Origin of the sequence: Bradyrhizobium sp. Cp5.3 (assembly GCF_000426265.1) — a bacterium.
GTDB classification, from domain to species: domain Bacteria; phylum Pseudomonadota; class Alphaproteobacteria; order Rhizobiales; family Xanthobacteraceae; genus Bradyrhizobium; species Bradyrhizobium neotropicale.
The window spans coordinates 182395-205791 of the sequence record NZ_AUFA01000013.1; the positions used below are offsets into that span (position 1 = coordinate 182395).

A 23397-nucleotide genomic window follows, 5' to 3' on the forward strand; every position below is an offset into this window, starting at 1 on the left:
GAGGAAGCGATGAGTGAGGTCCAAGTGGGTTTGGGCATCAGGTTTGAAGATGTTCCGTTGCGACGGTTCCATCTTCGCGCCGGATTTAGCGCCTGTGGCGGACAGTTTGCCGATGGTTTTGAACTCGGCATCATCGGTATCGCTGTTGCGATCGCGGCGACAAGGCTGCACTTGTCGGCGACCTGGATGGGCCTGCTCGGCGCCGGCGCCTTGGCCGGATTATTCTTCGGCAACTTGCTCACCGGCGTGATCGCCGACCGTTATGGTCGGCGATGGATCTTCGGTTATGACATGCTCGTCGCAGCGGCGATCTCTGGCGCGCAGTACTTCGCGTCCGAGCCATGGCAGCTCCTGATGTTGCGCTTCATGCTGGGCATGGTGCTGGGGGCGGACTATGTGGTGAGCAAATCGCTGGTCACCGAACTCTCACCCATTCGGTTTCGAGGCCGTCTCCTGAGCGTCATGGCGATCGCCTGGGCTGCCGGTTTTTCATTTTCTTATGTAGCAGGCTTCCTTCTTCGGGACTTGGGACCCGACGCATGGCGCTACATGCTGCTTCTGAGCGCCGGTCCCGCCATCTGCATTTTCCTGTTCCGGCTGGGCATTCCGGAATCGCCTCTGTGGCTGATGAAGCGAGGGCGTATTGAGGAAGCAAAGCGGATTGTGTCCGCGAAACTAGGGCAAGGGATTGCATTGCCCGAGCCGCTCGTCCAGGTGTCGGGCGGCGAATGGGCCGAACTGTTCTCGAAGAAATGGCGAACGAACACTACGGTCGGCGCCATATTCTATGCCTGCCAGGTGATTCCATACTTCGCGTTGGGAACCTTCCTGCCGAAGATATTGGAGTCGCTGCATGTCACCGACAAATATACGGGTGGTCTCGTATACAACGTCTTCCTGATGCTCGGCGCCGTGTTGGGCATGATGGTCATCGACAAGATGCCGCGCCGGTTGTTTCTCGTCGGTACATTCTACCTGGCCGCTGCGCTGCTGGCATTGTTGACACTCAATGCACTTGGGTCGGTAGGAATCGTTCTAGTCTTCGGCCTCTTTGCCCTCGTCCTATCGGCCGCGGCCAACCTTGAGTTCATCTATCCGCCCGAACTGTTTCCGACCCATCTCAGGGCGTCGGGCGTCGGGCTGGCCGTGGCTGCAAGCCGCATTGGATCGGCGATGAGCACGTTCCTGCTGCCCATCATCGTCCAGGCTTACGGAGTACAGGTTGCCCTCGGAGCCTGCGTAGTCGTCACCCTCGTCGGAGGCGTGATTTGTCAGCTATATGCCCCTGAGACCGGAAAGCTGTCCCTTGGCTCCATCGGCGACGACGAGCCCATGGCACGCGCCTTGCGCTCAAGGTACGGTGAACCGGCCACGGTCGACATCAACGAACACGCAACGCGGTCGACCTGAAGTCGGCCCGTTTTGCGGATTCGGAGTAGGACCGATGCAAGCCAAAACACGGCATTTCGAGGGGGGCTCGTATTTCGGAGTGAACCTGAGAGACCTTCAGGTCTTTCATGTTCTTGCCGAGGCACGAAGCATGATTGTGGCCGCCGAGCGGATCGGCGTCACGCAATCGGCCGTATCGCAATCGGTTGCGCGGCTCGAAAGCTGGCTCAAGACCGAACTTGTGGATCGCTCGAGCCGCCCCATCCGGATTACCCATTCGGGTGAATTGCTGCGACAAGGCGTGTCCGAAATCCTGGAGAGCGTTCAGCGAACGGTCGAGGAGGTGCGGCTAGGGTCGAAAGGCAATATTCCGATCGTGCGGTTGGGGCTCGTTGACTCCTTCGCAACAACGGCGGGACCGGAGATCGTCAAAGGTCTTAGCGAACGGGTCGACCAGCTTCTCATTTGGTCCGGAATTTCGCCGGTACTCGCGAGCCAATTGCTCGACCGCTCTTTGGACATCATCGTCGCGAGCGATGCCATGGCAGAGCATCCGGAATTGGCCCGCCAGATCTTGTTCCGCGAGGCCCTGGTCGCAGCCGTTCCTCGCCATGCGGCTGATCGTTTCCGTGAGATCTCGATCGAAGCCATGTGCTCCGAGTTGCCATTCGTACGTTTCACCAAACGGTCACAGCTAGGCAGGATGGTTGAATACTATCTGAGCCAACGCAGGCTGGCTCCACAGAAGAATCTCGAGTTCGACGCCAGTGAAGCCGTCCTGCGCATGGTCTCGGGCGGCATCGGTTGGACCATTACAACACCGCTCTGTTTGCTTCAGTCGCACTTGAAGGCGCTCGATATTGAAGTGCTTCCTTTGCCGCCACCGCTGTGTTTCCGCCGTCTATGCATTATCTATCGTCCGGGTGAATTGGTGCAGATCACGCAACAGATCATCGAGCTTTGCCGCGATTGCGTGGAAACCTCGATCCTCCCGAGCCTCAAAAAGCTCGCCCCCTGGCCGGAGGTTGTGTCCCGCGACGTGCAAGCAGACGTGCCTCCATCGGTGCTGCCTTCCTAGCAAAAGTCCAACACCAAAATGATCTGCGTCTGTTACTTCGGGCGGAGCCTTCCGAAGGTGATGCGGACTAAACCACTCTCGCCCGACAGGACAAGCTTTCGCGCACGTCGGAGACTTGCGAAACAAATCGACGGTGGATGGGCGATGTCAGCGGCGCAAAAGCGCGATAGGGCTGACCATAGTCAGATCGAGTGTGGAGAGGCAATTCCAGGGCCGTTGAGCAGCGAGCGGCAAAACGGGGCACTTCTGGTGCGGTACCCAACCATCAGTAAAACGAAGACTTCGCAAAGTGTGAGCGGCCCGAGACATAGGTGACAGAACGTACCGGACACATGGGTTACACTTATGGTCGCGCTGGGCCGTGCGCTGACGGTGGCGCGCAAGGTCCTGCTGCTCGACGAACCCTTCCAGGGCCTGGCGCCGGCCCTCGCGCTAGACTATGCGCGCACGCTCGGCGAGTTGCGCAAGTACCGGCCAGAGCTCGCCATGCTGATTACCGAGTCATCGCCGACGCTGCTCGACCGGATCGCCGACAGGACGCTTCAGATCGAGCGCGGTGAAGTCCTGGCCACATCGACCAAGGAGAGGGAATTCCATGTTGCTGCAATTTGACCGCCTCGCAAATGACCGGACAGACCGCGTCGGCGTCGAGATCCACTCTCTCATCATCGCAGGCTGGGCGGGCAGGGATGCCGCCGCCATCGAGCACCATATCGAGGAACTCGCCGCGCTCGGCATTCCGCGTCCCTCGACGACGCCGCTCTACTACCGCGTCGCGGCCCAAACACTGACCCAGGAAAACCGCTTGACCGTGCTCGGCCCGGACAGTTCTGGTGAGGTCGAGCCGGTCATCGTCGCCACGGCTGACGGGCTCTGGGTGGGCATCGGGTCAGACCATACTGACCGCAAGGCGGAAGCGTCGGGCATCGCTCTTTCGAAGCAGCTCTGCGGCAAGCCGGTCGGCTCGCAGCTCTGGTGTTATGGCAGTGTCGAAGATCATTGGGATGAACTGGTTCTTCGCTCGTGGGCGACGATCGATGGCACGCGGGTTCTCTACCAGGAGAGCCCGGTGTCCTCGCTGAGGACCCCGCGGGATCTGATCCGCCGCCACACCGGCTCAAGCACGCTGCCGGCCGGCTCGTTGATGTTTTGCGGCACGCCCGGTGCGATCGGCGGCATTCGGCCGGGGACGCGCTTTGAAATCGAGCTGAGTGATCCCGTGCTCGGCCGCAAGCTGACGCATAGCTACGACGTCGACGTGCTGCCAGTCGTTTCCTGATCCCGCCTCAAAAGACGGTGTCCCTGACAGCAATGAACGGTCGACCCAACCAATCTGCCGTTGCACGCCTTGAGACCGCGCTGGCACGGATCCGGTCGCCGGAAGCGGAGAACGTCTTCACGGCGGTATTCGCGGACAGCGCCCGGTGGGAGGCCGAGGCCGCAGATCGACGCGCCGCTGCAGGTAGCCCTCGCGGCCCGCTCGATGGCCGTATCGTTTCCGTGAAAGCGCTGTTCGCCGTTGCCGGTACCGTGACGAGTTCCGGATCTGCGGTCCTGCGCCGCCTGCCGCCGGCCGTTGAAGATGCTGAAGTCGTGAAACGGTTGCGGGCCGCGGGCGCCATCGTCATCGGCAAGACACAGATGACCGAGTTCGCCTTTTCTGCGCTCGGCACGAATCCGCATGATGGCACGCCGGGCAATCCACGAGACCGCCAGCGTGCCCCAGGTGGCTCATCATCGGGCGCCGTGGTGTCGGTGATCGATGGCATGTCGGACATCGCCATAGGCAGCGACACCGGCGGCTCCCTTCGAATCCCGGCCGCCCTGTCCGGCGCAGTCGGCTTCAAGCCAACCAGCGGATTCGTGCCGACCGCCGGCGCGTTCTCGCTGTCATCGAGCCTCGATACGATCGGTCCGATTGCCTTGAACGTTGCCGACTGCTTCATGGCCGATCAGGTGCTTTCGGGGGAGGCCGCGCCGTCGCGGCTGCGAAGTGCCTCTCCCGGCACGTTCCGCCTCATCGTTGCCCGCGGGCGCTTGTTCGATCGCTGCGAGCCCGAGGTGCTCAGTGCGTTCGAGACTGCCATGGAGCGGCTTCGGTCGGCTGGCTTGCAGATCGAGGACGGTTCGATCGAAGCTGCTCTCGATCGTGTCGCGGGGATCGACCGGATCGGCACGTTTCCCTCCATCGAGGTCGGCGCGACGCTGCGTGGTCTCGGGCTGTCGAGCCTGGATGGGGTCGATCCGAAAACCCGCGTTCGCATCGAAGCCGGCGCCGCTATCCTCGGCACCGACTATGTGCGCATGATTCGTCTCCGGAACGCCGCGATCCGGTCCTTTGAACAGTCCTTTGGCAACAACGAGGTTTTCGTCCTGCCGACGACGCCGATCGGTGCGCCGCTTCTGTCGTCGGTCGAGGAGGACGCGACATTTCATGCGTTCAACGGGCTCGTGCTGCGCAATCCTCGCGTCGCCAACATGCTGGACTGCCCTTCTGTTTCGCTGCCGCTGCCGGCTGATGGTCTTCCCAAGGGGCTGATGCTTGTCGGTCGCAGAAATTCGGACAGGCGCTTGCTGGAGATTGCTGCATGCATCGAAGCAGTGCTGCGGCCGCGACCGTCGGGCTCGCCAATTGCTGTCGAAATCGCATCGCCGTGAGCGCTTCGAAATGAGAAACGAGGCGCTTTGGATCGTGCTCCCTGCCATCGGGGTCACCATGTTCATGGGCACGTTGGTGTTGATGATCGGAAGGTAAGACGCGCTTGCGTCTACCTTCCAAATCTGGGGTGCTGTTTCGATCTACGCCGATATTCGAAAGCCGGATCAATCAAACCGAGGGGCACGGGAAGATGGAACTTCCGATCGAACAGACCTTGATCGTGGACGCGGGACGGCGAGGGAGGAAAAGGCGAAGCCGGTTCGTCTACAAAATCATGATCGCAGCGTCGCTGCTCACGGTCGCGGGGCTCGGTGCGCTTGCGTTTCTCAGCGCGTCGGTGGCCGAGAAGATGCTGGATCAAGATGCGCGATCCGAGAGCAGGCTGATAGGTCAAGGCGCGGCGGACAGGATCACGGCCTGGTTGGAAGCGCGCCTCTTTTTGCTTGAGGCTCTGGCGGATGAGATCGAGCTCACCGGAGTGGCGGGATCGGAGGCAGATCTCCGTCTGCTTCTCCGGTCGAAGACGCTCACGGACACGTTCTATCCCGTTCACTTCGGTCGACCCGATGGGATCCACATCAGAGAACCAAACCTGCAGATGGCTGCGGGCTATGATCCACGAACGCGTGGCTGGTACCAGGCGGCTGCCGCAGAAAAGCAAACCATCGTCACCAAGCCATTCGTGAGCGCGGCAGCAGACGGCGGCCTGAGCATCACCATCGCCCGCGCGATCCATGGCCGTGACGGCCTCGCGGGCGTGGCCGGTGGCAATGTTGAACTCACCGCGATCCGTGATTTTCTGAAGGGGTTGCCTCTCGAGGGAAAGGGATATGCCTTTCTGGTCGACTCCGAGGGCACGGTGCTGGTGCATCCCGAGCAGGAAAAAGTGCTCAAGCCGCTGGCTAGCGGATTCGATCTCCGCACAGCCGACGGAACGATCCGAGAGACTTCGGGGGCGGGCCAAGCCGGTCTCGTCGGCTTCTTCCCGATAAGCAGCGTTCCGTCTGCGAGGTGGTTCGTGGGCATTTCGCTTGATCGAACCAAGGTTTTTGAACCGATCTTCGCGTTTCGACGGATGCTCATTCTTGTCGTCGCGATTACCGTGCTGATGCTGGTTCTCTGCTTGGGGCTCCTTATTTCTCGCATGGTCGCGAAACCGATCGCGGCGATAACCAACTCGATGCGGGACTTGGCAAAGGGCAATCTCAACGTCGAAGTGCCGGCTGAGGGGCGCTCCGACGAGATCGGCGAGATGGCTGACGCTTTGGTCATATTCAAGCGGAGCATGGTCGAGAACGGCCGGCTCGCGGCGGAACAGGACAAATTGAAAGCTCGCGTCGAGCACGAGAAGGCATTGGCCATGGCTCAGCTCGCGGACGCCTTCGAGGCTACAGTCGGAAGCGTGATCAATTCCGTTTCGGTGGAGGCCGGACAGATCGAAGCGCGTGCCCAAGAAATGGCTGCCGTAGCGAGCAAGACGGAAAGTCTAACGGGCGGCGTCACTGACGTGACCAAGGAAACGGCGGTCAATGTTCAATCGGTGGCCGCGGCGACCGAAGAGCTGTCCAGCGCCATCGGCGAGATCAGTCGGCAAGTGCATTTGTCCTCCAGTACCGCCGAAGAGGCAGTATCGGTGGCAAACAGCGCGAACGAAAAAGTATCCGGCCTTTTATCGGCGGTGGGACGTATCGGTGCTGTCGTCGACTTGATCAGTTCGATTGCGCACTAGACCGATCTGCTCGCTTTGAATGCGACGATCGAGTCGGCGCGTGCCGGAGAGCTTGGAAAGGGGTTCGCCGTCGTGGCAACCGAGGTCAAGGCGCTTGCCGGACAGACCGCCAAGGCCACGGAGGAGATTGCTGCGCACGTGCACGACATTCAGTCCGTGACCGATGAGGCGGCCCAAGAACTCAGGAAAGTTTCGGAGATCATCGCCGCCATCAACAGCTATTCGGCCATGATTGCATCGTCCGTGGAGGAAAAAGGTGCAGCCACCCAGGAAATCAGTCGCAACATTCAGCAGGCGGCTGCGGGTACGAATAGCGTTTCCTCCAATATCGCTGTCGTGAATGAGGCTGCCATAGGGGGCGATGCCGTCGCCAACGACGTGCTGCACGCGGCTCGTCAATTGGCCACACAAGCCAGTCTCCTCGGCGGTGAAGTCCGACGTTTCCTGGGGAACGTTCGCGCAAGCTGACATCCGGCCAACCTCGACATGCCGCTGTTGACAAGGACGTGGTGCAGCGAAGTCTCTGACTGGAATCCTGGAAGCGTCCATGGAATAACGACAAGACGGTCAAGCCATCTGCACGGACCGTCATGACAGCCGAAACTTTGGAGAAGAATTCATGAATTGGCGTCATTTCGGGCGAGCCATTGCGGCCGTAATCCTGTTCAAGGTCTCGGCGGCCTATGCCCAACCAGTTCATGATGGCTTCCACTGGATCGGCGAGATGAACAAGGCTTCGGCGGTCATGGTCGTTGACACCAGGATTGTCGAATGGGATCTGGGTCGCAAGATTGCCGCAGCCGTCGCGAAAGTGATCCGCGACGGCGAGCAGCCAGGCGCATCCCGCCCTGATGACTACCTGCGCGTCGAACCCATGCTGATAGCGGCCGGAGGGGCCGACGTCACGCGGCTGCACTCGGGCCGCAGTCGTCAAGACATGTATTCCACGTGGCAGCGGCTGGTGCTGCGCGAAACATATCTTGAGAGTGCGGCGAGCCTGAACGACTACCGCGCAGCGCTGCTGAACCTTGCCCGGACCGCGCCAGATGCCATCATGCCGGCCTTCACAATGGGTGTACAGGCGCAGCCGATTACGCTCGGCCACTACGTCTCGGGCTATTTGGGAGCGCTCGAACGGCAGGCCCAGCGTGTCAAAGAAAGCTATGCACGTCTCAATCTCTCGCCGCTCGGAGCCGCCGCGGTCGGCACATCGAGTTTCCCCATCGATCGCAAGCAGCTCGCCACTCTCCTTGGCTTTGACGGTCCCATCGAGAACTCGTTCGATGCGAATCATGTCTCGCCATTCGACCTCGACGTCGAGGTCGCGGGACTGGCAACCGCCTCCGCAATAACCAGCGGTGCGCTGATGGCAGACCTCCTGGACCAGTATCGGCAGATCCGGCCGTGGTTCCTGCTGGCGGCCAGTGAGACGACCCCGAGCAGCATCATGCCGCAAAAGCGGAATCCATTCCCGATATTGCTCGCCCGCGAGCAAGCCACTCGGACTTTGGGTCTGGCTCAAAGTGCGGTCATGCTGGCGCACAATATTGGGCCGGGCGTTATCGAATATCGCGGCGATGCTGCGAACAATGCTCTGCGAGAGGCCACGCAGCTACAGGCTTCCATGGCGAAGCTGGTTCGAACCCTGCGCTTCGATGCCTCCCGCGCGCTCGAGGAGGTGAATGGCGACTATGCCACCACGACCGAGCTGGCCGACGTGTTGCAGCGAGAGGCCAACGTCCCGTTCCGCGTCGGCCACCATTTCGCGTCCGAGCTCGTGAATTTCGGACGTAGTCACGGCCTTCGGGCGTCCGAATTGCCTTACGAAGACGCAAAGAGAATCTTTGCGCAATCGACCAAGGGCCTACTTGGTGAAGAGGCTGCCTTTCCGTTTTCCGAGGCTCGTCTCCGGGAAATCTTGACGCCCGAGAACATGGTTCGCTCCAGCCGCGGCCTCGGCGGCACGCAATCAGCAGAAGTCGCCCGTATGCTCGCTGCCCAAGAAGCACGACTCGTGGCGGACAAGGATTGGCTCGATGGTCGACGATCCGCCCTTGCAAAGGCATCCACAGAGCTGGATGCGGCATTCAATCGCCTCAAGGACTGACAGTTCCAGCCGCGCGTAGTCCATGGCATCAGTCCGCCTTAGGTTACTTTGCGCCAGTCCGTCTTCGCTTGCGCTGCGCTCCAGCTACGCCGGACACGCTTTACCCTTCGGTCTCCCGCGTGGCTGCGCCATGCGAAGCCCGAAGGGCGAAGCTTGGTGGGGCCGGCAGGACTCGAACCTGCAACCAGACCGTTATGAGCGGCACTATTGACCCGGAAGACTATGATTTTATTGGCGGATACGGGGTCCTCCGTGAAGAACGCGGACGACCGCTGATTTAAGCGATGTTTTGAGCCGGGACAGTTTCAGCGAGCGCCCGGATGATGGCACGCAAGAGTTCTGCGAGCCATCGCAGGAGCAAGCCGAAGTTGTGGCCGGCCGCGGCGAGGACGGCATTGATGCGGTCGCCAACGCGGCCTTTGAGATAGTTGCGGTCCATGCGGTGCTCGGCCTTGACGTGGCCGATGACGGGCTCGACAGCCGCACGACGCTTCATCTCGCGCCGGATGGAAGCGGTGACGCGGCGGACCTGCCCCGAGATCCAGACCCTGAACCGATGCGGGTGGTTGTGGCCGCGGTACCCTTTGTCGACATGGATGCGGCGAGCCTCCACGCCGGTGAGCTTCTCCATGTCGGCGACCACCGGGCCGAGCGTGTGCCCGTCGAAGGGATTGCCATGCAGGGCCTTGGCGTGGAGCACGAACTGTCCGCCCTTCGGTGACGTTACGGGGGTGGCGATACTGACCTTGCAGCCGAACTCGTAAGGCGCACGGGCTTTCCCCTTGCCGATGCACTCGACCTCCGGCGCATGTAACGCATAGACCTTGGGGCCGCGCTGATGCTGATCCTGGGTGCGCACCCTCTGCGCCAGATCGAGCAGCGGGCCGAAGCGAGCTTCCAGCACCACATCGCCATCAATCTTGCGGCGGATGTCGCGGATGATCCGGCCAAGCCGCGTCCGCAGGAACTTGAGTTGGCGCCGGGCGCGCTTGAACTGGTGAGCGTGGGTATAGCGGCCGACCATGATGGCGGCGCGCTTCGCCAGGCGCAGATAGCTCTGGCGCAGCGGCACACGGTTGCGCTTGGCGAGCCCGACGAGCTTGGTGATGGCCCGATGCATCAGCCGTGCGTCGGTCGGATGCGCAACGGCCTTTGGCTGCACCGTGGTATCGACCGCCACTCGCTCCAGGTCCTTGGGACCGATGGCGCCAGTCTTGTGCGCCACTGACAGACTTTCCTGGATCAGCGCGACGAGCTGCTCCTCACCGAGCCGCTGGCGCCGACGATCGATCGAACGGCAGCCGGTGGCAGAAGCTCAACTCGCCGCAGAAGTATTGGTAATAAGGGTTCTCGATCCAACGGGCGCACAGCACCTCATCCGAGAGATTGTGCAGGTGCTTCAGAATGAACAGGCCGGCGACAAGCCGCGTCGGCAGTCCAGGCTGCCCCGGCCCTGTTTGGCACACCGAACCAAAGCGGTCGTCCAGAAACTTCCAGTCGATCAGCGTTGCCAGCCGCACCAGCGGGTGACCCATGTCGATGATTTGATCGAGCGCAGGAAGCAACAGGTCTTTCTGGCGATCATCCCGCGGTTTGCTCATCGCTTTCCCCAATGCCGACGACCCGCCGTCAGGGAATCACGAATCGCTCGAAAGCAAAATCCAAAAACGCAAGAAAGCGCAGCCCAACACCTGGCTTTCCTGCAAAATCGAATACTTTATCGAGACAACTTCTGCCTATCTCTCAGGCCAATCTGCATTCTTCACGGACGACCCAAGATGCTCACGCAATTTGGGATAGCCACGGTTCTCTGTGAGCCACTGGAAATGCTTGTGCTTCCGACGCCCGCTTTCTTGTCGCGGGTTGGCCTTCTTAAGCTCCTCCAAAACTCCTGGAGCTAGAGCATGTTGTTTCTTCCCGGAATCGGGATTCCCTACGGGGAGGATTTCTGATTCAAGCTCCATGCTGGAAAGCGGAGGCCAGCATGGACGACGCGACCGTTTTCGGAAGACATTCGCGAACGCGCTCTTGCGCGGGCTGACGCGGGCGAGACCGTTCGTTCGATTGCAGAAGCGCTTCGGATCAGTCCTTCCTGTGTGACGAAGTGGAAGAATCTGCGGCGGGAGCCGTGACGTAGTATCGGGCGATCCCGAGCAGTACGTTTCAACGAGCTACGTTGAGCGCCAGAACCTGTCGCTGCGCATGGCATCGCGCCGGTTCCCCCGGTTGACGAACGGCTTTAGCAAGAAGCTCGACAACCACGTTGCAGCCGTCGCGCTGTACGTCGCTCACTACAATCTCTGCCGCACCCATGAGGGCCTGCGCACGACGCCAACGAAGGCACTGGGTGTGGCGGACAAGCCTTGGACGGTTGCGCAGCTAGTGGCCGCCGCGCTCAACATAGCGCCGGCGCTCCCGACTGAGACGCCTCCGGATCGGCGACGGAAGTTCGTAGTAATCCAAGGGGAAAAACCTGAATTCGATTCGACTCTTGGTAGTTGCCGCGTCACCATTCGCGCGACGATTCGCAGCCCGGACGGGGCCTCTACTCCCCGATCCGGGCTGCCCCGCATTATTTGGTCGCCAGCGGGGCTGAGTCTCTCGACGGACGCAAACTGCGTCATACAGACTCTCGGGTCAAGGCGGCTGCTATCGAATGGAGAGCACCTATGGCTAAAAAGCCACCGTCTAAGCCTGTTACGGTTCACCCGATCACGTCATCCAAGATCAAAACGATTGCTAGCACCGCCACACGGACGCCTAGCAAGGTGACGACCAAGCAAACCCAAGAACTTGGGGCATCCGTGATGCGTCACATCGAGCCGCGCGGCGGCAAGATCAAGTAACTACAGACTCCACATCTTAATGATTGCGCGTTGCGGGATTCTAATGATCCCGCACGCCTGCGCCTTGGGTTGCACGACATCGCCAAGGTTGGGCGCGAGCGCGATGGCATCGCTGGTTTCAGCAATCAAATAGCCAACGGAAATGCACCGGACCGTCTCCGGCAATTCGTAGTCTTCAACCCACTGCCATCCTGGGATCGGTCGGGCGCTGTCTTCCCATTCGACCAAGACCAACCGAAAGCCGATCTTTGGGAGTGGCCTGTTTTGATTTTTAGAGTGGCTCATTTCGGCCAGTACCCGCGGATCGGTACTGTCCGTATTTAACCCTCAGTGAGTTTCTGCGGTCTCCTAATATGTTCTCGGGCCGTCACAACCTGTTCATTGCCCGATTGGACTAAGCTGATTGTGGAATTCTTGCGCTAGAATGCAGCCATGAGCAAAATGGTTCTCATTATGGCCGCGATCGGGACCGTTGCTACGGCGCTTATCGTTGCCCTGTTTGAATGGCGCGCGGAAGTTCTGCGAAGGCGCCTCAAGGCGCGCCAGGAATCCTTGTCTGAGGTTTCTACATCATGAAGGAAATGCGAGCCCACCTAGAGATGCTTCGCGTGCAAATCACCGAATGCGAGCGACTTCAGAAGGACGCAAAGAGTCAACTTAAGCGCGATTGTACACGAGGTTGCTCACGCGCTACAGGGCTATCGCTACCGAGCTAGAGCATGCATTGACGACAACCGCGCCTTTCTAAGCGTGGAGCCGGAGGTTGAGACGAATGCTTGCACACCTTCCGCCCCCGGAAGAGACACCGATCGCGCCCCACCGGACGTACTGTCGAAAGCAGCGCGCTGGTTTACTCATCCTTGGCAACAGCCATGGCGCGAAGAGCGATTAGCCAGTGCTGAGGAAACGCGCCCGCATGTTATGCATCAACTGTCGGACAAGCAGTTCGTGGCCTTCATCTATGACGGCCATCGCTCTGGGCTCATACGCGGGCATTGCCTGCGTCGTAAGCTCGCCCTATCGCGAGTGTCCCCTATAACTTCAGTGCCTTTTTAAGGGTAGCCACTGTCTCGTCTTGACGAAAATAGTTGCAGTGGTGGACCTTGCGAGAGTCGCAGTTGTGAACTTGCGTGATCTGGGTGCCGCACACAACGGTCATGGATTGGGTGTCAACGACGAGGTCGTTCTTGTCTTGGAAGAGCATGTCTGCGCCCCAGTCGAGCAGTTTGCCCCCAGGGTTATTGAGATGTTTCCATATCTCCCACCATGCTGCGTCATTGTCCCAAGGTTGGAAATTTGAAGTCACGGCGTGGAAGGACGGGGTTGATGCCCACGGCCGACGGGTCAGGCGCAACAGCTCGGCATTGTTTCCGACACGCGACTGACCGGCAAGCCCAGGCACCATCACCACGGCAGCATCGGCGAGCGGCGTGTTCGCGCCGAGCCGCAAGATGCCACCAAGGATCTTCGATAGTCCTGTCACCGCGACTGCAAAGGGGTTGACGGTGGATGCCAGCGCGCTCGCATGCTCCAATCCTTGGAGGATGTTGGCGAACACTTGCAGGGCCCCGCGAAGACTTGCCGGCGAGGCGAGGCTGGTGCCCACCAATGGAGCTCCGACGAATACAACGTTATCAACCTGACGCTTAGGATTCCGAAGCCACCAAGCCACGACCAATCCGCCACGGCTGTGACAAATCACGTCGATCGGGCCGGTGACATTCTCGAGCGCTTCCTCAAGGTCGATCGCATTAGCCCACGGGCTCACCGAGAGCGTCGGGTGATCGAAGGCGAGGATGGCCTCGTACCGTTTCTGCCCCGCATTCAGCAGATCTTTCCCGGAGGCGATCGAGTTCAGTTCGTCGATGAACATGTCGCACTTGCTAAATGTGCCGTGTACGAGCAGCAACACCCGACCGTCAATCTTGACTTTATCGGCCGGTTCTAGCCTGCCGGACTTCAAGCGCTTCAAACCCTGGCCGGGCGTCAACTTCTCGTCCAATTTCGTGAGGGCCAAGATCACCTGATTGGGCGGCGTCTCCTTGAAGCTGAATTCATAGACGGGCTCGGCGCCAATCGTGCGAATGGCGCCACGTCGCGCCCGCCGCGACATCGGATTGCGCGCGGGAGGCTGATAGATCCATCGCAAGAGCCCATCGTCACGCACGAGCGTGAGTGTCGCGAGGCCGCTGTAATCTTGCGCCACGAAGCCGCGACGGCGTTTCATCGGGCCGGCCCGTACCACGTCCGGTTGATCGGCCATGCGATATTCGGCGACGATGCTACCGAGACGCTTGGCGACCGCGGCGTCGAGTTCGCGCTGCATCATGTTGTTTCTCCGAGGATCGGCAGCGGCGTAACCTGTTCCTCACGCGCCAGCACAATGTCGACCATCGCGGCAAACTCCCGCTCGTCGCGAAGATTGTCGCGTCCGGCTTCGATCGCCTCCGCAAACCCGCAGTTCTCGGTGAGCCGCACCGTCTCGATCGGCACGAGTTTCCCGGCGTTCACGAACTGCACGATTTCGCGATAAGTTGGCTTGCCGAGCAGCCACGCCTCTCGCTGCGCGCCGAAAATTGTCGATGTTCGGGAATCGGCCTGGACGATCTCATTAATCCGCGGGGGGCGGGCCTTCCGGAATTGGTCGTGGTCCTCTGACCTGCGCCAATATCCGGGGAATGCGTGCCCTTCCAGCAGAAAGATGACCGGATAGATATCAATTAACTCAAGGCACGCCGCGAAGAACAATGCTAGATCGATGCACGTGCCGGAGTTGCTGGTCACGACCATCGATGGCGTTCGAAGCCGCTGCGAGTCGAGCTCATTGCTGTAGCCGGGGGGTGGATTGATATAGCCCAGGCGCAACTCATGCACGATCGTCGACCAGAGGGCTTGCACTTGCAGGTCGATGCCTGCCGTATCGTCGGGACGACTACCATCGAAGCTCTGATATCCGTCGAAGCCAGCGGCGGGATCATCGCGCAAGACACGCACGTAGCGCTGCGCGGTGTCGACAAGCCGCACAACTGCTGGGTCTCGCGGGAACACAAATGAAGGAAGCCATTTGCGATCGTCGTCGCTGTCACGCCATTGGTCCACAGGAATGAGGCGAACGGGAATCGTATTGCGATAAAGGACGTGCTCCCCCCATATCACTTCGACAAAAAGGCTCGTGCGAACGCTTTCGTGCACTGAGCGCGTAATCGCTGAGGTCAACGGCACGTGGATATCTTGGAGGTCGATGGAGGGCGGACGTAAGTCCAGTGCGCGGTCGAAGGCGGCCGCCTCTGTCCCCGCATAAAGCGATACCTTGACCCGCACGTTGCGGATCGTTCGCGAATGGGGATTTGGGCACGTCAGCACGAAGCGTTTGAATAGAGAACGCTGGTTGTGCAACAGCGAGTAATTGAGGTCCTGAACCACCTCGACATCCACCGTGATCCATTTGCCGACGTCGCGAGCCTTGACCTCACCGGCTTCGATGGAGGTTTCCTCTCGCTTGCTCAGTTGCTCCGCGAGTTGAGTGTAATGCTCGCCCGACCGACGTGCCGTCAGCACGCCATCAGCCGCGAAAAGCGGCGTCGCGCTCCAAAGGACAATGCCGCTCCCCTGACGGGTCCCGGGTTGGCTACGGACGCGTTCCCAAGCCGAGCGGAAGGCGTTCGTCAAATCCCAGCCTGATCGACTTAACCTCGAATACAGGACTGAAAAGAAGAGTTCTGCTAGGTCGTCGTCAAAGATGTCTTGGAAGCCGATCGCAGCCCAAGTGCCTGCCGCTACTGTGAGCGGTGCGATACGAGCAGCAGAATTTCTGATGTTCAATGCAACGAGCCGTGGACGATGACCTTTGGACGTTAGAATCTGGCCGAGTTCCTCGGAACGTACGTGGTGGAAACCTTTTGGTCCCGCGAGTACATAACCGTCTTGACGCTCATCGGCTCCATCCTGACTTGACGGGTCATCCTCCGTGGCTGCACCGCGTTTGCTGGATTGACGGATCACGGCGCGCGCCTCGTGCGTGTCGAAGCCCGCTAGATGAACGAGATCGGGCTTGAACTCCGATACCGCAGCGGTCAACTCGGCAGCCGTTGGGCTTTTGACCTCGCGCCAATTGGCCGGGTTTACCTGTAGGTGAGTCTTCACAAGCTCGCGCTCAGCGTCGAAACTGTAGTAACCCCGTAGCGGCCCTGGTTCGCTTGCCACGAAGAGCACACGCTTGAGTGCGTTTTTGGGAGTAGCCTTTTCGCCGCGATCGAGGTGACGCATCACGGTGAGCGGCAGGTCGCCTCGCAGGCTGCGGGTCGCCCCCGCAATCACGTATTCCCACGGAAAGATGCGAGCAGCCCAATCTGTCTCTTCGCTTCCCAACCACTTGGTCGAAACCTCAACCATGCCCGCCCGAGCCAGATCGGCGAGCGCATCGGCGTCGACACCTAGCTCTTGCAACAAGTCCGCCGCGGCGCGTGCCTGCTGATTTGCAGTGGTCTCTGTGGAAGACCAACGCTGACGGCTCCGCACCACGTAGGTCCACTGCATCGCTGCTTGCGCGAGATTGACGGCAGGCGCGGTGGTTTGGAGCTGGATAGGCCGTTTCGGGGTACGAAGAACAACCGTAGCCGGATCACCGGTAGTAGGATGGGCCGCTCGTGAGGCGTCCACGCGGGGGGCGGGTGCCTGGGCTCTTCGCGTACCGACGCGTGATCGCTTGGCCATGGCTATTGCCCTAGATGTGGGAATTCTCCAGTTGCGCTCGCTCCTTCGACAATCACACGATGTAGAACAATGGTCAATAGGCCAGGGTCTGGTCGCCGCGCGGCCCGCGGCACGGCACTAGCCTTCCTTCGTTGCCGGGGCCGATCAACATGAATAACCACCTCGAATTTGCTCAGTATTATGATCCTTCGAATCCGAACCGGCCGACCCGCCCAAATGCGTCGCGGACGACATCGAGCAAAAACGGGCTAAGGCCAAATCAGCCGGCCCGTAGTTGCACTCGACGGTTTGCGGACGGGAAACGGATGAGTTCGGCGAGATCCGGGGCACTTGGATCAGCGATCTCAATTCACGGGAGTAGACCAATGAGGCTGATTATTCTGCTTGGAACGTTGGCTATCGCACTGCCGTTCATCATTTCGGGCGTGGCAATTCCTTTCGGCAATGCGGTGTCGGGCCGCTTTCTCGAGCGTCCCACGCACGATCGGCCGCCACGATATACCATCCCGCTCGAGACGGAAGCGGGAAAGCCGCTCGACGCGACATCGTTGACCGACTGGATCAGCAAGAATGGTGATTTCGCGAAAGGATACGCGACGCGCGTTATCCCTCTGGACGTGCTGTACCTGCTTTTTTTGGGTGGTTTCCTGGCGGTCGCAAGCACGACGCTGGTCGGTTCGGTCCGGTGGCCCATACCGCTTTCGGGGTTTCCCACCTGGATTTGGTGGCTCTTGCCGGTCGTCTATATCGTTTGTGATTTCGCGGAAGACGCAGTTATTTTTACGATGTTGCGATGGCCGTCCACCATTCAGGGGGGCACCATGGACGGCTTGGCCATTCTGAGAGCCACCAAAATCGTGACCGTTACTCTTTCGATGGTTCAGGTGCTGCTGCTCTGCTTGGCCTCGTATATTCCGGTTTCTTGTCCGGGCCCGAGTCCAGCGGCAGAAGGTCGTTAGTCGAGCGCCGGTGACTTCGCGAGGTGGGACCTCCAACTCGGTCGTGGAAAGCGTTTTGCCCTGCCGAATAAATGACGATCGGACACGCGGGATCGAACGTCGCATCCTCTCGGTCCCCACTGGTCCGGTTTCAACCGGACCAGACGCCCGGACTCGGCATGGAAAATGTCGCCGGTCTGAAAGATGCTGGCGATTGGCTGCGCGCTCACTCGCGTCTAGCCGCTAGGCAGCCAACGGTCGCCCGCGATCGTTGGCTGGTCGCGACGTGGTTTAGGAAGATGTTGCCGAGCCTATTCAACATCGCCACGGACGATCCGATGCAGGCCATCCGAACGAGACATGTCGGCACTGACCACTGGTCCGGTGCCCGAGACCTGGCGAACATGCCCATCTCTTCGGAGATCTCAATGTCGCGGCGAGCGCCGTTCTCGTGTTCTTGTTGAGAAATGCCGCAATGAAATCGCAACGAATTGGATGAAACGACCGCGAACAAAACGGGACGGAAGTCACCGCACTGCAAGAAAAATCAACAACTTGGAAACTGCTCACTGCGTTCGGGACGCAGAGGGGCGTCTGCGTCAAATCGCCACTTGAACCGAATGTCGGTATCGGCGGTTGCGCCTCCACGATTCGAACCTGATTGGGCCGACCAAGTCAAAAATGCTCGCCGTCCCGCGATTACCCACCAAGAGCCCGCCTCCGTTCGATTTTGCGCTTTGCCTGCGGCATGCGACTATCCCGCGGCCCTCACCGGACCGGTTACGTCCCAGCTGAGTTTCGATACTTTTCGGGTGCCCTAAGCGGCGGCCGGCTCCAGCAGGCAAGATCGCGGCGGGCGACCAACTCCATCTGCATGATGGGGCTGGTCGTCCTATGCCCATCACAACGGACCTCACCAACAGGCAAGGACTCGAGAGAACAAGATTCTCGATCACCTGACTCACACCGGCAACAATCTGCGGGGAAAGTAGTGCTGGGGCAACGGCTGGCGCCGACGTGCAGGAAAGCTGCCCGCTGACGGATCGGTTCGCAGTATTCACGCGTCAATAAGCGCGTAGCATGCCCAATATCCTTCCCGCTCGCCGCTCCCTCTCCGAGGGGATCGGCGGTCGCGAGGCCCGGTTAGGACACGCCTCCGTTGCCGGGCCTCGCTTCCTCGAACGAACACGACAGGTGGTCCCGACATCCGACTCACCTATACGTTCCCGCCATGACCGCCACCAAAGAGCCACCACACAATTTCAATGCCCAAAGCCTGAGTGCCGGGCGGAGTACTTGGCGATTCATCCGGACTATCCTCCAGAGGAAAAGCCGACGTGCAGCGAATGCGGCACTCCGTTCTTAGCCATAGAGAGCGGCCGGTATCGTCACTACCGAGGTGCCTGGGATGTCGTCTTGCTGCCACCTGATCAGCTCTGAGAGCCCCAAGCGCGTACGCGCCTCCAAATAGAAATCTGCCGCCCTGGGCGCCGGCGCCCGCGGGCCGGCGCGCTCTCCCGGACGCCTCGCCCCAGCAGGTGGCGGCGGGCCCGTCCGCTCGGAACCGTCTGCGCCCCAGTGATCACCGCGGCCAGGTCGCCGAGTGCGCGAGTTGGAAATTGACGCGGCGGTCTCTACCACGCGCATAACGCGCGACGGAAGCAGCCGCACGCGATGACGCCTATCCGTCCCGACAACGCCCTTGCGATCCACAACTGTCTCACTTTGCTGCCGATTGGCGCCACACCCCTTAGGTTGAATCAACTATATCCACCGCCTCTCCACAGGTTGTGCACTGCCCGTTGCGTCGCGTCCCCCAGCAAGAGGTGGCGATGAAGCATCTTCCGAAGGAACAGCGCGGCGCTGAGGCGCTTCGCTTGACGATCAAGACATTGTTGGCGGCGCCGTACAGTTGGCGCGGCTATGAAGCTCAGCGCCAATGGCTTGAGAAGTTGTTGCAGCGAGATGCTGCGGCCGGCTCTACGCGCGCAGAGCGCGATGCTGTTGCCCGGATCGCTTACATGCGCATCCCCTTTGAAGGATGGGCGGGCTACAGAGTCCAAGAGCTGATCAAAGGTGCACTTCCGGACGCGTCCGACTTCGACTATGAGGAAGAGCTGTTCCTCAAAGAGATCGATGCAGAGCACCCGACTGCGCTGGTCAGGGATCAAATGAGAATGCTCGTCGGGTTGTGCAGAGCTGCTGGGATGGACCTGCCAAGGTTCGATGCGACAGACAAGGCATATGAAGACGAGGCGGCCTGACCTCACATGACGTATCAGCGCGAGGAAATTAGAGGCCGGACTTCAGGACGAGCTATAAACCCTCATACGCGGCTTTTCACGTTCATCGGGTGCGTCCGCCGATGGCGGATCGGGCTTTACTCGCTGCGCTCGCCGAGCCGTGCGTCTCGGCCCTTCGGGTAACAATCCCTCGCGCAAGACATAATAAGCTCCTTGCCTAGGGCACTCGAGAAAGGCTCCCGCCGTCATGAGGCATAGCGGCACCTAGCACGCGCCTTGGCAGGGAAAACCCGGAGAAGGCTCCGAAACTAGAGTCGTGATCACGCTCCTCGTGCAACCCGCGCGGGGCGGTCTGTGCGCACGTCCAGGGACAGCGCAGAGCTTGGCTGCACCTCGTTTGCGGCCTCCCCTGCGAAAGCACGCAGAACAGGAGCGACAACATCAAGGGTATGATGGATTGGATCGAAAGAATGAATACGCGGCTCTTTCAGGCATTTGATAGCATATATGCCGGCGAATACGATGCAAAGAAGAGCTGACGGCTAATCTCGGCGGCCCTTTTCATTTGCGCTGGATGCTGTTGATTAGCTGTTTGCCCGCCTGTTGGCTTCGGCGAGGTGCGCAAACACAGCCGATCTCAATAGTTGACGTATAGGGTCGAAAGCACGCCCACATTGGGTTCTTCCGCATATTTGGTGCAGGTCCCCTCTTCGCGTTTCATCGTGGGCGATTGTGAGTTGTCAGGCAGTTGCCAGTAGCCTGTTTCTGAGCAGTGCATATCCTGAACGGCCATACATCTGGCGCTTGATCGTCTTGAGGCGGTTGATCTGTCCCTCGACGGGGCTGGTGCTCCAGGGGTGGGTGATGGCTGCCCGAACGGCCGCGATGTCGCGGCCGATGCCTTTTGCAAGCGAAGCCAGTTCGCTACTCGAAGCATCCTCGACCCATTGCTCGAGACTCGCATCATCGTGCCCTCGTATCAATGCCACGAGACGTCGAGCAAGCTCACCGGCGTTCGAAAGCTCCGGCGCAAGCTCATGGAGATGGTGAAGGAACCGCTCGGTCTGCTCATCGAGCGATCTAGGCTCTTTGCTCAGGAGCCGTGCACAGTTGCGGCGCGAGGGCGGTCGCCATCGCACATTTGGCGCAGCCGTCGATGAGCCTTGCTTGCGGGCAGCAGTCCATCGGTAGATGGTCGCTTTGCTGCCTTTAAAACCGCGGAGCTTGATTTCGGTCCACAACTGCGACCCGCGGCGTTCACCTTCCTCCCAGCGCTTTTCCAGATAATCTCGGAAAGGATCAACGAGGACGGAGTGCGCGGGTGGCCGCCGGTGCTCAGGCTCACCGCCCGCAGCAAGCCAGCGCTCGACCGCCCTCACGCTCATGCCGATCCGCGGCGCGATCTCGCGCGGCGACAGGCCGTCGGCGCTCAAGTCGAGGATTTCGGCATGGGGTGAACGGCGATGGCTGCGCCGCGTGCGGCGCAGCTGATCAAGTTTTGTAGAAGGCTCTATCGGTGGTTCGAGCTTGGTTTGATCTTCGATCATATCGGCAATCGTGGCCATTCCAGCGGTACCGACCGCCTTGCGATGACGACCAACGGCCAAATTCAGCGCTTCACCCAGGTTTTGGAGAAGATGAAAACGGTCGGCGACCTGCGTTGCATCGGGAGCACCACGACGGGCCCCCTCAGAATAAATGCCGGCACGATCGCGCGCGATCACTTGGATGCCTGGATGGCGTCCCAGCCAAGACGCGACCGCGCTGGCATTTCGATTCGGCAAAAGATCGATGACGCGATTGCGCTCCAGATCGCAGATGATGGTCCCATAGCGTTGCCCCTTGCGCCAGGCCCAGTCATCGATGCCGATCACACGCGGCGGCTCTGGCGACTTGAACTCGGCTGCGCGGATCATCCGTAGCAACGTGTCGCCGCTGGCCGGCATACCAAGCTTGCGTGACAGACGTGCACCCGGCTCCCCGCCGACCGCGAAGCCGATCGCTAGTTGCCTGTCGCGGAGACGGGACGTTCGTCTCGCTTTCGGTCGCACCGTTTCCGGCAACCGCTCAGTGAATATCCGACGCGGGCATTGCGAATTCGCGCATCGAAAGCGTCGCGCGTGAAGCCGGATCTCGACAATCCGATCTTGCCACGCCAGATCAGCTAAGCGTCGCACATAACGGCTGTGGACGCGGCCCGTCTGGCAGCCGCAACAGGGACAGAACGAGACCTCTGACTTCGTCCGAGCCACAAGCATCACCTTATCGGCCTGGGGAAGAATCCGGACAATCGAAAGCTCGGGGGAGACTAGCGAACGGAAGGCATGGAACAAGGGCGAATCACGGGCATCGACTGCAATTCCGACCTTATGGCCTTATTCGCGCCTTCTGTGAATCCGCCAATTTGCACAAATACGCCGAAGAACCAAAAAAGTAGCAGGTCTATTCGCTCTATCCTGCATTTCAAGCGATACATGCGTCGGATAGAAAAAAGACTCTTGCGGGGCCGGTGAATGTCTGAAGGGCAAGAAAACAAGATGACAACGAAAGGTGGAAAACAAGAAACACAAAACGAAACGAGAAAAGACTTGGCTTTATTGCAACATAAAGTTTCACGGTACATACGGACTGGCGAAGACGCCTATGACAACAGGACATGAAATGAAAAACGTAATAACGTAGAAAGTACAACCCATAATACGCAAGTCCTACAGGGCCGCTCCTCCTCGTGGTTATGGATCGAGCAGCACAGGGGCGATAGCCACCACATCAAATGGACCGAACCAGGAGCGCATATATAAATCATTGTCGGGGTCATAATGGATAAAGTCCGTATCGGGCACAACAAGGCAACATGTAATATCGGTCTCGTCGACTTGTTCGCATCCAACCGCGTGATATCTTGCCACTATGTCTGCAACAGTATGGGTTGCGGAATAAGGGGGGATGTCGACCAGCAATGTCCTGGAGCGGTCATCAACCGTAAAGCGCATCCAATTTGGAACGTGATCGAGGTTTTGCTGTTCGCAACATTCTCTTGCCCTGCTTTCCGGCATATAGATGTACCGGAAGCTCGATCCGACGCGCTCTAAGACGCCCTCTGTAGGGTCGTTCATGCAAGGATAGTCAAAGAACTCCTTCAAAAGCGCACGATCAAGCCCGTGGTCCGCAAAAACGTAATCGGGAGTGTTATCGAGGTGCTCAGGGTTAAACCCAACAGCCTCCCCGACGGCCCGAACCCAAAGGCGTTGGGCAGTCCATACGTACCTGCGGAAGTGGACGTTATATTCGTTCACACGACCATCAATGCGGTCTTCCAAACTGGATCGGTAGCAGGGATTGAGGTGGATCGGAGTGAAAAGGGTTGGGCGCACATACGGAAGATTCATAATGGGAGCTGGGGCGAAACGAAGGACACAATGATAGAGAGAACCACGCTTGCTCTGAACGTTGGCGAACACAAGAGAGCCTTATAAATCGAACGTGGTTCGCTGTAGCCGTAACATCAGAAATTGCGTGAGACACGCAAATTGTGGCTCAAAAGTATTCGAATCGGCGCGGAACGTTGCCTTTCGGCACAGAGAGAGTCGCGCTCTGCTTAATCGACAATGATGGAAAATGACAGAGCCCAATATGAACAGCCTTAGGCTGTCGGAAAAGTTAAATGGACCTAAAGGTGTCGCTCTCCGTGGCTC

Annotated in this window: 16 protein-coding genes and 2 pseudogenes; 11 read left to right on the top strand and 7 right to left on the bottom strand. The window is 59.6% G+C overall.

What is annotated here, in order from left to right; genetic code table 11:
- Positions 1-9: 9 nt before the first annotated feature.
- From K289_RS44800 to K289_RS0121070, 8 genes are all read left to right on the top strand, one after another.
- Positions 10-1410: an MFS transporter gene (locus K289_RS44800; RefSeq protein WP_063614158.1), complete on the top strand. Its 1401-nt coding sequence runs from the start codon at positions 10-12 to the stop codon at positions 1408-1410.
- 34 nt (positions 1411-1444) lie between these two features.
- Positions 1445-2467: a LysR family transcriptional regulator gene (locus K289_RS0121040; RefSeq protein WP_027553345.1), complete on the top strand. Its 1023-nt coding sequence runs from the start codon at positions 1445-1447 to the stop codon at positions 2465-2467.
- Between the two features lie 345 nt (positions 2468-2812).
- Positions 2813-3079 carry an ABC transporter ATP-binding protein gene (locus K289_RS44805; RefSeq protein ID WP_035685331.1) on the top strand — a complete coding sequence of 89 codons (267 nt, stop codon included), beginning with the start codon at positions 2813-2815 and terminating at the stop codon, positions 3077-3079.
- Positions 3063-3746, top strand: a complete 684-nt coding sequence (locus tag K289_RS0121050; protein WP_027553346.1) for a DUF2848 domain-containing protein — start codon at positions 3063-3065, stop codon at positions 3744-3746. Before K289_RS44805 ends, K289_RS0121050 begins: the two co-directional genes overlap by 17 nt.
- Before the next feature lie 32 nt (positions 3747-3778).
- Positions 3779-5125 (top strand): amidase family protein, encoded by a 1347-nt coding sequence (locus K289_RS44810; RefSeq protein ID WP_051310704.1) that lies wholly within the window; start codon positions 3779-3781, stop codon positions 5123-5125.
- A 191-nt stretch (positions 5126-5316) separates the two neighbouring features.
- Positions 5317-6855 carry a methyl-accepting chemotaxis protein gene (locus tag K289_RS52990; RefSeq protein WP_156918087.1) on the top strand — a complete coding sequence of 513 codons (1539 nt, stop codon included), beginning with the start codon at positions 5317-5319 and terminating at the stop codon, positions 6853-6855.
- 6 nt (positions 6856-6861) lie between these two features.
- Positions 6862-7323 carry a methyl-accepting chemotaxis protein gene (locus K289_RS52375; RefSeq protein WP_084788665.1) on the top strand — a complete coding sequence of 154 codons (462 nt, stop codon included), beginning with the start codon at positions 6862-6864 and terminating at the stop codon, positions 7321-7323.
- A 151-nt stretch (positions 7324-7474) separates the two neighbouring features.
- Positions 7475-8962 carry a lyase family protein gene (locus tag K289_RS0121070; protein WP_027553347.1) on the top strand — a complete coding sequence of 496 codons (1488 nt, stop codon included), beginning with the start codon at positions 7475-7477 and terminating at the stop codon, positions 8960-8962.
- 277 nt (positions 8963-9239) lie between these two features.
- Here K289_RS0121070 and K289_RS44820 read toward each other — a convergent pair.
- Positions 9240-10563 (bottom strand): annotated as a pseudogene (locus K289_RS44820) (IS5 family transposase).
- Between the two features lie 135 nt (positions 10564-10698).
- Positions 10699-10926, bottom strand: a complete 228-nt coding sequence (locus K289_RS53100) for a P63C domain-containing protein (RefSeq protein ID WP_084788666.1) — start codon at positions 10924-10926, stop codon at positions 10699-10701.
- A 39-nt stretch (positions 10927-10965) separates the two neighbouring features.
- On the opposite strand from K289_RS53100, the pseudogene K289_RS48770 reads away from it, so the two are divergent.
- Positions 10966-11094 (top strand): annotated as a pseudogene (locus K289_RS48770) (helix-turn-helix domain-containing protein); the annotation flags it as partial.
- 714 nt (positions 11095-11808) lie between these two features.
- On the opposite strand, the gene K289_RS0121085 reads toward K289_RS48770, so the two are convergent.
- The 3 genes from K289_RS0121085 to K289_RS48780 all read right to left on the bottom strand — a co-directional run bounded on the left by K289_RS0121085 (position 11809) and on the right by K289_RS48780 (position 16344).
- Positions 11809-12093 carry a hypothetical protein gene (locus K289_RS0121085; protein WP_027553348.1) on the bottom strand — a complete coding sequence of 95 codons (285 nt, stop codon included), beginning with the start codon at positions 12091-12093 and terminating at the stop codon, positions 11809-11811.
- Between the two features lie 748 nt (positions 12094-12841).
- Entirely contained in the window at positions 12842-14137 is a 1296-nt protein-coding gene (locus K289_RS0121095) for a triacylglycerol lipase (protein WP_027553349.1), read from the bottom strand.
- A complete protein-coding gene (locus K289_RS48780) occupies positions 14134-16344 on the bottom strand; it encodes a hypothetical protein (RefSeq protein WP_051310710.1) in 2211 nt (736 codons plus the stop codon). Before K289_RS48780 ends, K289_RS0121095 begins: the two co-directional genes overlap by 4 nt.
- Before the next feature lie 542 nt (positions 16345-16886).
- Between K289_RS48780 and K289_RS0121105 the strand changes: the two genes are divergently transcribed.
- On the top strand, positions 16887-17480 hold the full coding sequence (locus K289_RS0121105; RefSeq protein WP_027553351.1) for a hypothetical protein: 594 nt from the start codon (positions 16887-16889) through the stop codon (positions 17478-17480).
- A gap of 1811 nt (positions 17481-19291) precedes the next feature.
- Positions 19292-19723: a hypothetical protein gene (locus K289_RS0121110; RefSeq protein WP_027553352.1), complete on the top strand. Its 432-nt coding sequence runs from the start codon at positions 19292-19294 to the stop codon at positions 19721-19723.
- A gap of 719 nt (positions 19724-20442) precedes the next feature.
- On the opposite strand, the gene K289_RS0121115 is transcribed toward K289_RS0121110, so the two are convergent.
- Together K289_RS0121115 and K289_RS0121120 are read right to left on the bottom strand one after the other, a co-directional pair.
- Positions 20443-21960, bottom strand: coding sequence for an ISL3 family transposase (locus tag K289_RS0121115; protein WP_245283969.1), 1518 nt, complete (start codon positions 21958-21960; stop codon positions 20443-20445).
- 474 nt (positions 21961-22434) lie between these two features.
- Positions 22435-23022 carry a RolB family protein gene (locus K289_RS0121120; RefSeq protein ID WP_035685339.1) on the bottom strand — a complete coding sequence of 196 codons (588 nt, stop codon included), beginning with the start codon at positions 23020-23022 and terminating at the stop codon, positions 22435-22437.
- Positions 23023-23397 lie beyond the last annotated feature (375 nt).

What these genes read in the sequence shown, in the direction of transcription:
- K289_RS44800 (WP_063614158.1), top strand. Translation starts at nt 10, where the DNA reads ATGAGTGAGGTCCAAGTGGGTTTGGGCATCAGGTTTGAAGATGTTCCG.
- K289_RS0121040 (WP_027553345.1), top strand. Translation starts at nt 1,445, where the DNA reads ATGCAAGCCAAAACACGGCATTTCGAGGGGGGCTCGTATTTCGGAGTG.
- K289_RS44805 (WP_035685331.1), top strand. Translation starts at nt 2,813, where the DNA reads ATGGTCGCGCTGGGCCGTGCGCTGACGGTGGCGCGCAAGGTCCTGCTG.
- K289_RS0121050 (WP_027553346.1), top strand. Translation starts at nt 3,063, where the DNA reads ATGTTGCTGCAATTTGACCGCCTCGCAAATGACCGGACAGACCGCGTC.
- K289_RS44810 (WP_051310704.1), top strand. Translation starts at nt 3,779, where the DNA reads ATGAACGGTCGACCCAACCAATCTGCCGTTGCACGCCTTGAGACCGCG.
- K289_RS52990 (WP_156918087.1), top strand. Translation starts at nt 5,317, where the DNA reads ATGGAACTTCCGATCGAACAGACCTTGATCGTGGACGCGGGACGGCGA.
- K289_RS0121070 (WP_027553347.1), top strand. Translation starts at nt 7,475, where the DNA reads ATGAATTGGCGTCATTTCGGGCGAGCCATTGCGGCCGTAATCCTGTTC.
- K289_RS53100 (WP_084788666.1), bottom strand. Translation starts at nt 10,926, where the DNA reads ATGGAGCTTGAATCAGAAATCCTCCCCGTAGGGAATCCCGATTCCGGG.
- K289_RS0121085 (WP_027553348.1), bottom strand. Translation starts at nt 12,093, where the DNA reads ATGAGCCACTCTAAAAATCAAAACAGGCCACTCCCAAAGATCGGCTTT.
- K289_RS0121095 (WP_027553349.1), bottom strand. Translation starts at nt 14,137, where the DNA reads ATGATGCAGCGCGAACTCGACGCCGCGGTCGCCAAGCGTCTCGGTAGC.
- K289_RS48780 (WP_051310710.1), bottom strand. Translation starts at nt 16,344, where the DNA reads ATGCAGTGGACCTACGTGGTGCGGAGCCGTCAGCGTTGGTCTTCCACA.
- K289_RS0121105 (WP_027553351.1), top strand. Translation starts at nt 16,887, where the DNA reads ATGAGGCTGATTATTCTGCTTGGAACGTTGGCTATCGCACTGCCGTTC.
- K289_RS0121110 (WP_027553352.1), top strand. Translation starts at nt 19,292, where the DNA reads ATGAAGCATCTTCCGAAGGAACAGCGCGGCGCTGAGGCGCTTCGCTTG.
- K289_RS0121115 (WP_245283969.1), bottom strand. Translation starts at nt 21,960, where the DNA reads ATGCTTGTGGCTCGGACGAAGTCAGAGGTCTCGTTCTGTCCCTGTTGC.